This window comes from Prochlorococcus marinus, assembly GCF_001180245.1.
Lineage (GTDB): Bacteria > Cyanobacteriota > Cyanobacteriia > PCC-6307 > Cyanobiaceae > Prochlorococcus_A > Prochlorococcus_A marinus_F.
The window spans coordinates 61,748-76,322 of record NZ_CVSV01000116.1 but is presented as its reverse complement, the minus strand read 5'-3'; the positions used below and the strand labels follow the sequence as shown (position 1 = coordinate 76,322).

Annotated in this window: 16 protein-coding genes and 1 tRNA gene; 10 read left to right on the top strand and 7 right to left on the bottom strand. The window is 30.6% G+C overall.

The window, feature by feature from the left end:
- Positions 1–129: 129 nt before the first annotated feature.
- Positions 130–1,482 carry a phosphoglucosamine mutase gene (glmM, locus tag AMO19_RS04605; protein ID WP_075507518.1) on the top strand — a complete coding sequence of 451 codons (1,353 nt, stop codon included), beginning with the start codon at positions 130–132 and terminating at the stop codon, positions 1,480–1,482.
- A gap of 7 nt (positions 1,483–1,489) precedes the next feature.
- Here the strand turns inward: glmM and trmB are convergent, their stop codons facing one another.
- Positions 1,490–2,119 carry a tRNA (guanosine(46)-N7)-methyltransferase TrmB gene (gene trmB / locus AMO19_RS04600; RefSeq protein ID WP_075507517.1) on the bottom strand — a complete coding sequence of 210 codons (630 nt, stop codon included), beginning with the start codon at positions 2,117–2,119 and terminating at the stop codon, positions 1,490–1,492.
- Between the two features lie 124 nt (positions 2,120–2,243).
- Here trmB and AMO19_RS04595 point away from each other — a divergent pair, with 124 nt between their 5' ends.
- Together AMO19_RS04595 and AMO19_RS04590 are read left to right on the top strand one after the other, a co-directional pair.
- Entirely contained in the window at positions 2,244–2,867 is a 624-nt protein-coding gene (locus AMO19_RS04595) for a DUF3177 family protein (protein WP_075507516.1), read from the top strand.
- Positions 2,827–3,162 carry a DUF7734 family protein gene (locus AMO19_RS04590; RefSeq protein ID WP_075507515.1) on the top strand — a complete coding sequence of 112 codons (336 nt, stop codon included), beginning with the start codon at positions 2,827–2,829 and terminating at the stop codon, positions 3,160–3,162. Before AMO19_RS04595 ends, AMO19_RS04590 begins: the two co-directional genes overlap by 41 nt.
- Here the strand turns inward: AMO19_RS04590 and ileS are convergent.
- From ileS to AMO19_RS04575, 3 genes are all read right to left on the bottom strand, one after another.
- The gene (gene ileS / locus AMO19_RS04585; protein WP_075507514.1) at positions 3,159–6,065 is read right to left on the bottom strand and encodes an isoleucine--tRNA ligase; all 2,907 of its coding nucleotides are present in this window, start codon (positions 6,063–6,065) and stop codon (positions 3,159–3,161) included. The genes AMO19_RS04590 and ileS overlap by 4 nt on opposite strands.
- Before the next feature lie 123 nt (positions 6,066–6,188).
- The gene (locus tag AMO19_RS04580; RefSeq protein WP_075507513.1) at positions 6,189–6,638 is read right to left on the bottom strand and encodes a hypothetical protein; all 450 of its coding nucleotides are present in this window, start codon (positions 6,636–6,638) and stop codon (positions 6,189–6,191) included.
- Positions 6,639–6,709: 71 nt separating this feature from the next.
- Positions 6,710–6,791: transfer RNA gene (locus tag AMO19_RS04575), tRNA-Leu, on the bottom strand.
- A 241-nt stretch (positions 6,792–7,032) separates the two neighbouring features.
- Here AMO19_RS04575 and AMO19_RS04570 point away from each other — a divergent pair.
- Complete coding sequence (locus AMO19_RS04570; protein WP_257008961.1) at positions 7,033–7,980, top strand: fatty acid desaturase; 948 nt, start codon at positions 7,033–7,035, stop codon at positions 7,978–7,980.
- Positions 7,981–7,985: 5 nt separating this feature from the next.
- Here the strand turns inward: AMO19_RS04570 and gatC are convergent, their stop codons facing one another.
- On the bottom strand, positions 7,986–8,279 hold the full coding sequence (gene gatC / locus AMO19_RS04565; RefSeq protein WP_075507511.1) for an Asp-tRNA(Asn)/Glu-tRNA(Gln) amidotransferase subunit GatC: 294 nt from the start codon (positions 8,277–8,279) through the stop codon (positions 7,986–7,988).
- 170 nt (positions 8,280–8,449) lie between these two features.
- On the opposite strand from gatC, the gene AMO19_RS04560 reads away from it, so the two are divergent.
- The gene (locus AMO19_RS04560; RefSeq protein ID WP_075507510.1) at positions 8,450–9,034 is read left to right on the top strand and encodes a DNA-3-methyladenine glycosylase; all 585 of its coding nucleotides are present in this window, start codon (positions 8,450–8,452) and stop codon (positions 9,032–9,034) included.
- A gap of 21 nt (positions 9,035–9,055) precedes the next feature.
- A complete protein-coding gene (locus tag AMO19_RS04555) occupies positions 9,056–10,072 on the top strand; it encodes an aspartate carbamoyltransferase catalytic subunit (protein ID WP_075507509.1) in 1,017 nt (338 codons plus the stop codon).
- A gap of 2 nt (positions 10,073–10,074) precedes the next feature.
- Here the strand turns inward: AMO19_RS04555 and AMO19_RS04550 are convergent, their stop codons facing one another.
- Both AMO19_RS04550 and AMO19_RS04545 read right to left on the bottom strand, forming a co-directional pair.
- Positions 10,075–10,416 (bottom strand): DUF565 domain-containing protein, encoded by a 342-nt coding sequence (locus AMO19_RS04550; protein WP_075507508.1) that lies wholly within the window; start codon positions 10,414–10,416, stop codon positions 10,075–10,077.
- An 11-nt stretch (positions 10,417–10,427) separates the two neighbouring features.
- A complete protein-coding gene (locus AMO19_RS04545; RefSeq protein ID WP_025890350.1) occupies positions 10,428–10,628 on the bottom strand; it encodes a hypothetical protein in 201 nt (66 codons plus the stop codon).
- Positions 10,629–10,843: 215 nt separating this feature from the next.
- On the opposite strand from AMO19_RS04545, the gene isiD reads away from it, so the two are divergent.
- From isiD to sat, 4 genes are all read left to right on the top strand, one after another.
- A complete protein-coding gene (isiD, locus tag AMO19_RS04540; RefSeq protein WP_025922826.1) occupies positions 10,844–11,065 on the top strand; it encodes a protein IsiD in 222 nt (73 codons plus the stop codon).
- Positions 11,055–12,311 (top strand): bifunctional phosphopantothenoylcysteine decarboxylase/phosphopantothenate--cysteine ligase CoaBC, encoded by a 1,257-nt coding sequence (coaBC, locus tag AMO19_RS04535; protein WP_075507507.1) that lies wholly within the window; start codon positions 11,055–11,057, stop codon positions 12,309–12,311. The genes isiD and coaBC overlap by 11 nt, the downstream gene beginning before the upstream one ends.
- A 217-nt stretch (positions 12,312–12,528) precedes the next feature.
- Positions 12,529–13,323, top strand: coding sequence for a photosystem II manganese-stabilizing polypeptide (locus AMO19_RS04530; RefSeq protein ID WP_025890347.1), 795 nt, complete (start codon positions 12,529–12,531; stop codon positions 13,321–13,323).
- Between the two features lie 71 nt (positions 13,324–13,394).
- The gene (sat, locus tag AMO19_RS04525) at positions 13,395–14,570 is read left to right on the top strand and encodes a sulfate adenylyltransferase (RefSeq protein WP_075507506.1); all 1,176 of its coding nucleotides are present in this window, start codon (positions 13,395–13,397) and stop codon (positions 14,568–14,570) included.
- The last annotated feature ends 5 nt before the right edge of the window (positions 14,571–14,575 follow it).

Below are 14,575 nucleotides of genomic sequence, written 5' to 3'. Positions count from 1 at the left end.
AATTACTAACTAAAAACATCTTAAATAAGTTAAACAAATAAAGAGAATTGAAATCGATAAGCTTTTAATCAACTGATAAAATAATAAATAAATAATTATCAAAATTTCTTCAATTCCTGAAATCTAATTATGCAATCAATCTTTGGAACTGATGGAATAAGAGGAAGATTTAATGAAGAGATAACCTATTCACTAGCCTACAAAGTGGGATATGCTTTAGGTTCGATCTTAGAGAATAAAAGTCCAATAATAATAGGAAGAGATACAAGAATTAGTGGAGATATTATTCTTCAGGCAATAACTCAAGGTATAAACGATAGCGGTAAAGAATTTATAAATCTTGGAATCTGCCCTACCCCAGCTATACCTTTTTTAATCAAACAAGAAAACCTAAGTAGTGGGATCATGATATCTGCAAGTCATAATCCGCCAGAATATAATGGCATAAAAATATTTGATCATAATGGTCAAAAAATTACCAAATATTTTGAAAATAAAATTCAAAAATTAATTGCAGAGTTAAGTCATAATATTTCAGTTCCTAAAAAAGTGATCCCCCGAAATACAAATAAAGAATTCATCGATATTTACATCAAAAGCCTAATCCAAACAATGGGTGGAGAAAATCTAAGCGGGTTAAGAATAATATTAGACACATGCTATGGATCAGCAGTAACATGCGCAAAAAATATTTTCCAATCTCTTGGTGCTGATGTAAGAGTTATCAATAACTCTAAAAATGGATTAAAAATTAATATGAATTGTGGTTCTACTAACCTCGAACCATTAAAAAAAGCATTGAGAGAGAGTCCTGCAGATATGGGTTTTAGCTTCGATGGGGATGCTGATAGAGTAATTGGCATAGATTCAAAAGGGAATGTTTTAGATGGAGATCACATTCTTTTTCTTTGGGGAAGAGAACTTTTGGAACAAAAAATTCTCACAAATAATTTACTAATATCAACGCAAATGGCAAACTTAGGTTTTGAAAAAGCCTGGAAGAAAATTGGAGGAATTTTATATAGAACTAATGTAGGAGATAAACATGTGCATGACGCAATTAAGGAAAAAGGAGCAGTTTTAGGAGGTGAGCAGTCAGGTCATATACTTTCAAAAATTAATAACTTTTCTGGAGATGGGATATTGACTGCACTTCAAATTTCTAAATTTTGTAAAAAGAAAAATATTCATTTAAATGATTGGCTTAAAAGCAGTTTCGAACCTTATCCTCAAAAACTAACTAATATCAAACTAAATTTTAATATTAATAAATTAAATCCAGAAACCAAAATGTTGATTGATCAAACAATATCGTTTTTCCAGGAAACATATTCGGATAATTGTAGAGTTTATATAAGGCCTAGCGGCACAGAACCCGTTATTAGAGTCCTAGTTGAGGCCAAAAATCCCAAGAAAGTTGATTCTTTATCAAGCGAAATAACAAACAAACTCTTTTTAGAAATGGATAAAATAACAAATTAATGATGAGTTAAATTTTTATATAAATCCTTTCAAAAATATCAAGTTGGTTAATAATCACATATTTTTCCCGATTAGTTTGAAAATTATTTGGATTAAAACTTTCAGAATAATTAATATCTTTTTTATCTATTTTTTTAAAATAGAAATTATTCGATATGGTGTAATCCATATAATCGAATAAATCCTTTACGTCCGTTTTTACAGAAATCAAGGTTCCTTTTTGCAATGAATTTGAAAGATTATTAATAAATTCTGGCTGAATTACACGCCTTTTATAATGTCTCTTTTTAAACCATGGATCGGGAAAATTAAAAGAAAGACTTTTTAGATTTTTGAGAATAAATTTACTTTGGACATCATTCAAAATATTATGAGCATTACCAAATATAAAATATAGATTTTTAATTTCTCTTTCAACCAATTTTTTTCTAGCCTTTTTAACTAACTTCTCACGAATTTCAATTCCTAAATAATTCCAACTGGTATTAACTAAAGCCAAATCAAATAGAAACTCACCTGCAGCACAACCTATATCCAAATGAAGATTCGATTTAGAATCACAAAACATTTCGCTCAAAGAAGGTATTCTCTCAATTTGATTGAAATTACTACTAAGGGGATTAACATGCTGTCTCATACAATTATCAACATATTCCTATGCAATAATATAAGGATGCATAATATTCATAACTATGACAATAGTAAGTTCAAAAATAACAGAGTTTGATGTTTAATTATTATGTATTTAAAAAGAAAAAGTTTTGAACGTTTTTAATCAACTTTCTATTTGGCTATCCTTTCAACTTTCAATAATTTTCATTATTGGTATTCCTGTTACTCTATCCTTCTGGTCAATTAAAAAAAGAAATAAAGCAGTTATTAAACTTCTATCAATTTATTGGAAAATATCCCTTTTATTTTTTATAAGCCTTTTACTTTTAATAGGAAAGTATAATTATGCTCTTGTGATAACAAATATTTCAACATTATTAATGACAGTTTCAGTTTGGTTTTGGAACGATATTAATGATGAATTAAGAGAATATGATTTTTCTTACTCCCTTGTCACAACGACAAAAATATGGAGATGGACGATAACTTTTATATCTCTCAATTTCTTTATTCAGAGTTTACAAAACCTCAACTGTTTTTCTTTTATTAATTCGGATGCGTGTGGAATATGGCTTCAGCCTTCTTCAAATTTATATATTATTATAAAAAATTTATTTAATTTTTTCTTTGGAGCTAACTTTACCCAGACGATATCAAAATTCTTAGGATTATTTTCATTATTAATCTATATTTTAGGCCTTATTCAATGGTCAATAATCAAATTACCTAAAAATGGAAGAAACTCCTGCTTCTCAGAAAATGGCAAAAATTGATTTAATAAATAGTCTTGAAAAAATAAGTTCAGAAATACCTGATAGGATACTTAAACTAGAGGGATTCATTCTAAAAAAAAATCAAAAAGAACAATTAGAAATACTTATTTTCAGAGGTTACAGTAGCTCAACAACTCATCCAATCGAAATAGATTCAGAAAAAAAAGTAATAGCATTTACTTATATAATTACAAACTTTAAACTTTATAAAGCGCCGTTAAGAGAAACCGAAGAAAATTTTATAAGAGAAAATCAAAACTCAGTTTTCTTTTTGAATCAAAAAAACTGGATTTAAATAAATTCAAAATTAATAATATTTGAACACCGTTTACATAATTTTGTATTTTGGATTCCATTAAAAGTTTCTTTTTGATAATGCCAACATCTATCACATTTTTGACCTTGAGCTTTCATAATTTGAATTTTACCAAGTTCATTGTTATCTATAATCAGAGAATTCTCAACCAAATCAGATACCACTTGGAAGTTTGAAACTATAAGCCAATCTCTAAATAAATCTACTTCTTGATTGCCAAATTCTTTTAGCCAAGTAAGAGAATCTTTTAAAGCTTTATCTTCAGGTAAATAATTAACTTCAGTTTCCAAAGCTGCGCCGATTATTTGTTTGTTCCTACATCCTTCTATTGCCTTATTAATTTCAACTCTCAAATTTCTTAAATTTGCAATGTGTTCATTAAGTGTTTGATTTTTCCATGACTCCGAAAATATTGGCCATCCTCTTTGAAATACTGATTTTTCGTTAGTTGCATATGGAATATTTTGCCAAATATCTTCAGCCATATGACAAAGCACTGGAGAAATAAGTACAGCTAAATTTTCAACAACTTTTGACATGACGAACTGACAAGATCTTCTCCTAAATTGTGATTTAGAACTTACGTATAACCTATCCTTCGCAATATCCAAATAAAAATTTGATAGATCTACTACGCAAAAACTTTGCAAGATTTGGAAAAATTTTGAAAATTCATAATTTTCATAAGCATTTGATATTTGATCTGTAACCTCAACTAATCTGCCTAACATCCATTGATCTAAGAGAGGCAATTGATCAATTTCAAAACTATCAATTTTAGGATCATAATCATGAATATTACCTAGTAGATATCTTGCAGTATTACGAACTTTTCTATAAACGTCTGAAAGTTGCTTGAGTATATTTGAACCAATTGGAACATCTACGGAATAATCTACAGAGCTTACCCATAGCCTTAAAACATCAGCACCATAAGCAGGGTCAGTTTTTTTATTATTACCTCCATTAATAATTATATTTGGATCAACAACATTTCCTAAAGATTTGCTCATTTTTCTTCCGTTTTCATCAAGTGCAAAACCATGAGTTAAAACTTTCTTATATGGAGGTTTATTATTGACTGCAACAGATGTTAGCAAAGAAGACTGAAACCATCCTCGATGTTGATCTGAGCCCTCTAAATAAAGATCTGCTGGATACTTTAATTCACTTCTTAGTTCACATACTGCGGCCCAGCTAGATCCTGAATCGAACCAAACATCCATTGTATCTGTTCCTTTTTTCCATAAATCAGATTCTTTTGCATAATTTTCTGGCAAAAGATTCTTGACATCCCAATCCCACCAAATATCTGCTCCATGTTCACTAAAAAGTTCTTGAATATGATTAATTATCTCTTTGTTAAGGAGAATATCATTACCATTTTTTTTATAAAAAACTGGAATAGGGACTCCCCATGACCTTTGTCTAGAAATACACCAATCTCCTCTACCAACAACCATAGAATAAATTCTTTTCTTTCCAGTCTCTGGCATCCATTCAACATCTTCTATTGCCTTTAATGCAGATGATCTAAAGCCATTTACAGATGCAAACCATTGTTCTGTTGCCCTAAAAATAGTTGGTTTTTTGGTTCTCCAATCATACGGATATCTATGCTTATAATTTTCTTTAATTAGAAGCAAATTATTTCCTTTTAAATGTTCAATAATTAAATCATTTGCATCTTTTAGAACATTTGATCCTTTGAATTGACCAGAATATTCATTTAAGTTACCTTTTTCATCAACCACACATGTTATTGGTAAATCATATTTTTGACCCACATTAAAATCATCTATCCCATGACCAGGTGCAGTATGAACAATTCCAGTCCCTGATTCTGTAGTTATATAATCTCCTCCAATTACAATTCTGCAATTTTTATTCTTAGAGGGATGTTGATATTCAATATTTTCCAATTTGGAGCCTTTAACTTCTAAAAGCACCTTGAAATCTTTATTCAATTTTTTACTTATTTCAGAAGATAAATCCTTAGCAAAAAGGTAAATTCGCTTCTCTTCATCGATAGCAAACACGTACTTTATTTTTGGATTTACTGCAACAGCTTCATTTGCAGGTATGGTCCAAGGAGTAGTGGTCCAAATAGTTATGAAAGAATTATTTTGAAAAAAATCTTTTTTTATATCAAGATTTTCTTGGATGAAATTTAATAGAATTTCCTTAGGTATTTTAGTGATTTTTAATGAAACATAAATACTTTTTGAATAATGTTCATCAGGGTATTCTAATTCTGCTTCTGCAAGTGCAGTCCTTGAACTTGGACTCCAATGAACAGGTTTAAGACCTCGATAGATATAGCCATTTAAAAACATTTTCCCAAATACTCCAATCTGAGCAGATTCATAACTTTTCTTAAGAGTTAAATAAGGGTTATTCCAATCTCCCCATATGCCCCACCTTTTAAAACCCTCCTTTTGGTTATTAATTTGGATATGAGCATAATCTGTTGCTTTTCTTCTTAAATTTAGAGTATCAAGATTCTTCCTTTCATGAGATTTTAAATTCTGAAGAACTTTTAATTCAATAGGTAATCCATGACAGTCCCAACCTGGTACAAAATGCACCCTAAATCCCCTTAAGGTTTTGTACTTATTTATTATGTCTTTTAAAACTTTATTAAGGGCATGACCCATATGTAGCGCTCCATTTGCATAAGGAGGACCATCATGTAATGTAAATATTTCTCCAGAATTACTTGAACCTAATTTGAAATCAATATCGTTCTCTGCCCAAAAATTCTGAATCTCGGGTTCTCTTACAACTGAGTTAGCACGCATTGAGAAGTCAGTTTTTAGTAAATTTAGAGTCTCTTTATAAGAAAATTCTGATTTTTGTTCTTTGCTATTTTGAGATTTCATACAACGATATAAAAAATATTGGTGATCAAAAGAATTATTTAAATAAATCTAATTCATTATATTCTTCCTTAATTGACATGTAATTTTTTGGAGATGTTTCAAATAAGCAATTTTTTTTTGATTTCAGACTTTTATATTATCATTTTTATCATTCCTTACCCACTTTTTTTGGGTTGTATTTTTATTATTGCTACCAAAATTAAAAAAATTTGAAGGTTTCGTTAAATCACCAAATACCAGATTTATGGATTCTAATATTTTCAAAAAGTTATTTTTAAACTCCAAAAAGGTAATTAATTTTTTCTTTTCGTTATCTGTCAATTGGTACCATCTAGATAAAAAAAGCTCTACTAGATAAAAAACAACTAGCACCGTTAAAAAAAGGAGAATTACAAAAAATGATTCATCTATTGTTTTATTTTTAATGATTAATATCAAACCTATTAATAAATTTAAAAAAGCTTTTATTAAGTCTTTTGGTTTACCGAGCTCAAGATAAATTATCGGTACAGTAAGAAAAATGGTGCCCACTAAAATATAAAAAGTTCCCAAATAAAATATCAAACTATTCATTAAATTAACTACTTAATTAAAGTATAAGAGTTGATATCAATAAACAAACTATCTATCAGAATTTCCTTAAGTGCGGTCGGGGAGACTTGAACTCCCACACCCGAAGATACGAGTACCTAAAACTCGCGCGTCTACCAATTCCGCCACGACCGCTTAAATAAAATAATAATTGAAAGAGGTTTATTTTAAAAATTTTTTTTCTTAAGATGATTAATTTGACACATTAAAATTAAATTAAGAATCTCCTAAAATAATTTTTTTATATTTGAACATACAATCATCTTAAAATATTAGTTATATTGTTTAAAGAGTAAAAGAAACGATTTCAAACTTAACCAGTAAAAATACAACGAAAAATACTAATTCTTCAAAAACATTTAATTGGCAAAAAGAGATTAAAAATTACGTAGATCCGCCAAGTTTTTGGAATCCAACATTAGGTTTATTTTTTGGCGGTTATTTTCTCGCTTTTCTTAGCATATGGCAATGGTATAGAGGTGTTTGGCCTTTACCTTTACTTGTAGCCACTGCTTTTTTAGCTTTACATATTGAAGGTACTGTTATTCATGATGCCTGTCATAAAGCTGCTCATCCAGTTCCTTGGATAAATCAAGCAATGGGTCATGGCTCGGCTATTCTATTGGGGTTTAGCTTCCCAGTTTTTACAAGAGTTCATTTACAACATCATATTCACGTAAATCACCCCAAAAATGATCCAGATCATATTGTCAGTACTTTTGGTCCAATTTGGCTAATTGCTCCAAGATTTTTTTATCATGAGTTGTTTTTCTTTCAAAGAAAACTCTGGCGAAGATATGAATTACTACAATGGGGAATTGAAAGATCCATATTCATAACAATTATCTTGGCAGGTTTGAAATTTGACTTTATGAATTTAATTTATAATTTATGGTTCGGCCCAGCATTAATGGTAGGGGTCACTTTAGGAATATTTTTTGATTATTTACCCCATAGACCATTTCGATCAAGAAATAAATGGATAAATTCTCGAGTTTATCCAAGCAAATTTATGAATTTATTAATAATGGGACAAAATTACCATCTCATTCATCATCTTTGGCCTTCGATTCCTTGGTTTGAATACAAAATAGCTTATGAAAAAACTAAGCCTTTATTAGATAAAAAAGGCTCCCCTCAAAGGGTTGGGATATTTGAAAGTAAAGAAGACATTTTTAACTTTATTTATGATTTATTAATAGGTGTAAGGAGTCATAGCAAAAAGAGGGGGAAAATAAGAAAAATCATAAATTTATATCCAGGATTTAAAATAAAAAAATTATTATTAAAGATAGTCAACAAAACATTTATTGGAAGCAACTAACCTTCTCACTCATTCATAATTTTTGGTACTTTAAAATATTTATCTTCTCTCGATGGACCCAATTCTAAAAGTTCTTCATTGCAATCAGAATTTTTCTTTTCGTCTTTTCTAAATACATTTACAACTTCTATAGCTCTCGTTGTACAGGGGACATCATCTGTATCAATTTTTTCAAGTTGTCTTATATAGTCCAATATCTTTTCTAATTGTTCTGCCTGATTATTAATTTCATACTCGTTAAGTTCTAATCTCGCTAAATGAGCAACTTTTTTTACTTCCTCTTTAGTTATTTTTGTCATACCTTTAATTTCTTTCTTATTAAATAATAGTTTATAAAGAACAACTTATTTACATATCCTTTGAATTTCAAATAATTTAAAAAATAATCACATCTTTTTGAAAATCAATATCAATTAATAGCCTTAATTATTTTTCTCAGCTAAATATGTTACTAGATAGGTATTGAAAAATAGAAGAAGAATTATTTCCAAAAAATTTTTTTTATCGGCACTCTAAACTTGTTGCACCTGATTTAATAGGCTGTCACCTCATAAAAAAAAATAATGAGATAGATCAAGTTAAAGGGATTATTGTTGAAACTGAAGCTTATTCACAGGAAGAAGAGGCCTGTCATGGCTACCGCAAAATGACTGAATCAAACAAATCATTATTTGGCAAACCTGGCACATTTTATATTTACAAATCTTATGGCATCCATCATTGTTTAAACATAGTTACTGATAAAGAAAATTTTGCGAGTGGTGTCTTGATAAGATCAGTTTTTATTTCTAATAAGAATGAAAGATTAGCTTCTGGACCTGGCCTGGTAACTAAAACATTCAGAGTAGACATTTCATTTAACTCACTTGAAGTTCTTAATAACAAATCTCTATGGATTTCTCCACGAGAATCCACTCTAGAAGAAAAAGATCTCATTCAAACTACGAGAATTGGCATATCAAAGGCAAAAAATATAAAATGGCGTTGGTATCTCAAAAATAGTAGGAGTGTAAGTAAAAGATTAAAAGGTGACAGAACACCTAAATTTCAATAATCATTTATCTTTTTAAGCGTAATGCAAATTTGGCCTCATAAACATATCCACACCCTAGCTAATTTTTCAATTAAAGATTATGAGTCAGTATTTGAATTAGCTAATAGATTTGATGCACTAAAGAATGCAGGAACAAAAAAGCTACCGGCCTTACAAGGGACTTTGGTAACGTCTTTATTTTTTGAAGCTAGTACAAGAACAAAAAATAGTTTTGAGCTTGCAGCAAAAAGACTTTCTGCTGATGTCCAAACGTTTGCGCCATCCTCCAGCTCTTTAACAAAAGGCGAAACAATAATTGATACAGCCATAACTTATTCTGCTATGGGGGCAGATACGTTAGTTATCAGACATTCATCAAGTTACATAACCTTTGAAATCGCAAAAAAACTTGATGCAATAAATGCCAAGACTTCGGTTCTTAATGCAGGAGATGGATTACATAGTCACCCCAGCCAAGGATTGCTTGACATCTATACATTGATAAAATTCTTTTCCCAAAAAACACTGAATCCAGAGGTTTTAAATTCCAAAAAAATTTTAATAATTGGCGACGTTAATCATTCAAGGGTTGCCAGGTCAAATCTTTGGGCTTTGAGTGCATTCGGCGCCGATATAATCTTATGTGGTCCTAAGACATTAATACCTGATGAATTTATCAATTTTTTAAAAACCCCCGCGCCAAATCAAACAGAAGATCCTGTTAAATCAAGAGGTTCAATAACAATTTCTAGATCATTAGAAGAATCAATAAAAATTGCAGATGCGATTATTGTTTTAAGACTCCAGAAAGAGAGAATGATGGAAAATTTACTAAGTAGCATTGATTCATATAGTTTGGATTATGGCTTAACCCCAGAGAAATTATCTTTAAATAAAAAAGAAATTCCAATTCTACATCCCGGTCCCATTAACAGAGATATTGAAATTAGCAGCGAAGTGGTAGATAAATATCCTAATTGCTTAATTAATAATCAAGTTGCAAATGGTATCCCTATAAGAATGGCTTTGCTTTATTTATTACAGAAACACAACAAGTAAATTTATAGCAACTTAAGACTTTCTGTAAAGAAACCATAAAATAATCCTAATCTTAAAGAATCTAATAAAAGTACTAAAAATTTCTTTTTCCTTTCAAATCTAAAATTTCTTCTCAAAACGATTAAAAACTCAATAAAAACTACTGATAAAAAAGCGGCTACTGGATCCATGAGTTCCACAACAGCACTTACCATACCAAGAGAACTTCCAAAAAAGTATCCGATTAAAAGTGTAATCAATGATGTTGAATATCTTCGCCATGGATTATTAGCCCAAATACTTATTGTCTGAATATTTTCCACAATTTTTAGCTGAAATTTTGTCTTTTGAGGTTTAACAACCATTTTGCATTAAACTAAGCTGCTTCTGAGTTTGATTGAATTTTAGTATTTCCTTCTATTAATTCAAGTAACGCTTCCAACTGAGCCATCAACCCTCTTAATTCGCCTGGCTCAGGGAAAAGGTCATCTTCTTTTATTCCTAAATGCATTTCTCTGAGCTCTTGCCTTAAATAGCGTATGTGACTAATGACTTGCTCTCTTTTGGTTTGCGACATGATATAAATATTTGCAAATATTCTAAGAAAGAATATTTTTGAAAAGGAGAGTTTTCATATTTATGACTGAGAATGAAGATAAATGACCTAACAACAATTTGAAAAGATTATGAAATTGAAAATTATCATATCCTTGAAATATGTACTTAATTCTTATATCAATTTTAAATAATTACTTGAGGCTTTATTATTAGGGTATATTGACTTTACTCAATATGAAATTCATTTCTGAAAATAAAATAAGTGAGGAACTAGTAAATTCTTTTGATGAAGAAATGACCTTTGAGCTTGCTAAAAGGCTTGAGGAAGATAATTATAATAGTCCATTTGATGGTTTAAAAGACTGGCACTTACTGAGGGCTCTTGCAATCAATAGGCCTGAATTAACGACTAATTATACCCATCTCCTCGATCAGGAACCCTTCGATGAAAACTAAAAGTACGGACTCAAAAATAAAGGTTCTTTTATTAATAACTGGAAGTATTGCAGCTGTAAGAATTCCATTATTAGTTAGCCAATTAGCGAAAGAAAATTATGAAATAAGATGTGTTTTATCAAAAAATGCAGAAAAATTAATAAAGCCGCTTTCTCTTTCTATTTTGAGCAGAAACCAGTGCATTTTAGAAAATGATCAATGGTCTGATGGTCAATCAACACCTCTTCACATAGAACTAAGTAATTGGGCTGATATTTTAATCATCGCTCCTTTAACAGCGACAACATTAGCAAAATGGGTAACTGGAAATGCAGAGGGATTAATCCCAAGCATCTTAATAGCAAATATAAAGCCCATTATTGTTGCACCAGCAATGAATACACAAATGTGGCTGAATAAAGCTGTCCAAACAAATTATGAGAATTTACAGAATTACGAAAATGTTTTGTCTTTGCAACCAAGTGAAGGCCTCTTAGCATGTGATGCTATTGGCATCGGTAAGATACCTCCTAATGATCTAATCCAATTAGCTCTTGAATTTATAGCTTCACATAAACAAAATGAATATCGCAAAGATTTACTTAATAAAGAAATTTTAATAACTGGAGGGTGTACCTCAGAGAAAATTGACGCGGCAAGACATATTACTAACAAAAGTTCTGGAGCTATGGGCCTACTTCTCTCTCAAGTAGCGAGGTTCAGGGGAGCACAAGTAAAATATGTACATGGCCCTCTGAAAATCGATAAGAATCTTACTGATGGAATAAAAAGATATGAAATTGAAACTAGTGTTGATTTAATTAGGGCACTTAATAATGAAATATCAAATTGCGATTATTTTTTCATGAATGCAGCAGTATCTGATTTCAAAATAACCTCTGATACTTCAGCTAAAATTCCAAAAAATCAAATTAATGCTCATCTGAATAAAAACTTTGAGCTAGTCCCAGATATTTTAAAAACAATTAGTAAATCAAAAAAAGATAACCAAGTTTTTGTAGGCTTTTGTGCTTTTACAGGATCTATAGAAGAAGCACGAATGACAATTAAAGAGAAGATTATCCAAAAGGGTTGTGATTATCTATTCGCAAATCCAATTGATCTTGAAGGCCAAGGATTTGGCTTTTTGGCACAAAATGAAGGTTGGTTATTCGATACTAATAATATGGAACACTATATTAACAAAACATCAAAAATTGATTTAGCAAATAAATTAATAACCCAAATTATTTCATTAAAAAAATAAAAAAAATTTTTTTAATTTGTATTTTTTTGTAATCTTAATCATTAAAAATAATGTGATAGCTTAAAATAATTCCAGTTTTTTAAAATCTAAAAAGCTACGGGTTGTTTCGAGGATTTAATAGTTCTATCTTTTATGGTCCTTTCCCTTGTAATATCCGTACTGAACTTATTAGATGACCTTTAATCTATCGTCACAGAACTTTACTGCAACTTTAATTATGAGAATTCGTTCTTTCTTAGCTTTTGTTATTTCAATTTGTATAACTTTTGCTTTCGTACCTGTTAAAACATTTGCTTTTTCTGAAAGAGGAAATGCACAATTCACAGATGTTGTTAACACAGGAAAAGCTAATGATTGCCCTACATTAGACTCATCTCTTGTCGGATCAATATCTTTAGGGAATGGAGATAGCCTTAAAGGTATATGCATGCATCCAACAGAAGTTTATGTAAAAGTGCCAGGGACAAAGCGAAAAGCTGCAGAATTTGTTTCTACAAAAATTATTAGTCCTAGAAATAACACCACAGTGACAGAAGTTTATGGAGATATAGATTCAGGAACTTTCACTGAAAAAGGTGGTATTGATTTTCAACTTATTACTGTATTAACTCCTGGTGGTTTAGAGGTGCCATTTGCATTCTCAGCAAAAGATCTTACAGCTGATTTACCTTCATCAATTGAGCCAGGCACTGAGGTTAGTGGTTCAACATTTACACCTAACTACAGAACTGGTGACTTTCTCGATCCTAAGGCAAGAGCTAAAAATACTGGTGTTGAATATGCTCAAGGTTTAGTTGCATTAGGAGGCGATGACGAAGAACTTGCAAAAGAAAATATTAAAGTTGATGTAAACGGTACTGGCGTTATTACTCTTTCAATCAACAATGTAGATTCTGACACAGACGAATTTGCTGGAACTTTTGAAGCAATCCAACCTTCAGATACAGATATGGGTTCAAAGGATCCACTTGATGTAAAAATAATCGGGGAGCTTTACGGTAGAAAGGCATAAATCCTACTCAAAAGAAAAAGGGGGTTAAACCCCTCTTTTTTTTTCAAAATTTTTCTTTATCAATTTTAAAAATGGAATTACAACAAAAAACTAAAACAGATACTAATGGACTCATACCACCTTATGGAGGGGAACTAAAAAATTTAATTATCAAAGATAAGAACCTTAAAAATGAACTTATTTCTAAAGCTACTTATGAGTTTGAATGTAGCGAGAGAAATGCATGCGATGTAGAACTTTTGATGGTTGGAGCTTTTTCTCCATTAGAAGGTTTTATGGATGAAAATAACTACAATTCGGTCATTAAAAATAATAGAAATACAAGCGGGTTGCTTTTTGGATTGCCTATTGTATTTGATTCAAATAATGAAAGTGTAAAAACTGGAGAGACAATATTACTTACCTATAAAAAACAAAAAATAGCAGTTTTAGAAGTTAGCTCTAAATGGGAGCCTGACAAATCCTTAGAAGCTGAACTTTGTTATGGTACTAATTCTTTAGATCATCCAGCTGTTAAGATGATTTTTAACGAGAGAGGTAGATTTTATATCGGAGGAAGAGTTTATGGTTTCGAACTACCAATTAGAGAATTCCCCTGCAAAACCCCTGAAGAAGTTAGATCTACACTGCCATCAAATCATGATGTAGTTGCATTTCAATGCAGAAATCCAATTCATAGAGCACATTATGAATTATTTACTAATGCTTTACTTTCAGATAATGTCTCCTCTAACTCAGTTGTTTTAGTCCATCCAACTTGTGGGCCAACTCAACAAGATGATATTCCTGGAAAAGTTAGATATTTAACCTACAAAGAATTAGAAGAGGAAATATCTGATGAAAGAATAAAATGGGCTTTTTTACCTTATTCAATGCATATGGCAGGGCCAAGAGAAGCCCTTCAACATATGATAATCAGAAGAAATTACGGCTGTACCCACTTTATTATTGGTAGAGATATGGCTGGTTGTAAGTCTTCATCAACTGGTGAAGATTTTTATGGTCCATATGACGCCCAGAATTTTGCGAATAAGTGTGCAGATGAATTGATGATGCAAACTGTTCCTTCAAAAAATTTAGTTTATACGAAGGAAAAAGGATACATAACAGCTGAAGAAGCTGAAAAATTTAATTATGAAATTATGAAACTTAGTGGTACTGAATTTAGAAAGAAATTGAGGAACGGCGAACCAATTCCTGAATGGTTTGCATTCAAAAGTGTAGTAGATGTTCTAAGACGCTCCTAATATTG

Bases quoted from the DNA above. Each gene is read 5' to 3' on its own strand.
- glmM (WP_075507518.1), top strand. From the start codon at position 130: ATGCAATCAATCTTTGGAACTGATGGAATAAGAGGAAGATTTAATGAA.
- trmB (WP_075507517.1), bottom strand. From the start codon at position 2,119: ATGAGACAGCATGTTAATCCCCTTAGTAGTAATTTCAATCAAATTGAG.
- AMO19_RS04590 (WP_075507515.1), top strand. From the start codon at position 2,827: ATGGAAGAAACTCCTGCTTCTCAGAAAATGGCAAAAATTGATTTAATA.
- ileS (WP_075507514.1), bottom strand. From the start codon at position 6,065: ATGAAATCTCAAAATAGCAAAGAACAAAAATCAGAATTTTCTTATAAA.
- AMO19_RS04580 (WP_075507513.1), bottom strand. From the start codon at position 6,638: ATGAATAGTTTGATATTTTATTTGGGAACTTTTTATATTTTAGTGGGC.
- gatC (WP_075507511.1), bottom strand. From the start codon at position 8,279: ATGACAAAAATAACTAAAGAGGAAGTAAAAAAAGTTGCTCATTTAGCG.
- AMO19_RS04555 (WP_075507509.1), top strand. From the start codon at position 9,056: ATGCAAATTTGGCCTCATAAACATATCCACACCCTAGCTAATTTTTCA.
- AMO19_RS04550 (WP_075507508.1), bottom strand. From the start codon at position 10,416: ATGGTTGTTAAACCTCAAAAGACAAAATTTCAGCTAAAAATTGTGGAA.
- AMO19_RS04545 (WP_025890350.1), bottom strand. From the start codon at position 10,628: ATGTCGCAAACCAAAAGAGAGCAAGTCATTAGTCACATACGCTATTTA.
- isiD (WP_025922826.1), top strand. From the start codon at position 10,844: ATGAAATTCATTTCTGAAAATAAAATAAGTGAGGAACTAGTAAATTCT.
- coaBC (WP_075507507.1), top strand. From the start codon at position 11,055: ATGAAAACTAAAAGTACGGACTCAAAAATAAAGGTTCTTTTATTAATA.
- AMO19_RS04530 (WP_025890347.1), top strand. From the start codon at position 12,529: ATGAGAATTCGTTCTTTCTTAGCTTTTGTTATTTCAATTTGTATAACT.
- sat (WP_075507506.1), top strand. From the start codon at position 13,395: ATGGAATTACAACAAAAAACTAAAACAGATACTAATGGACTCATACCA.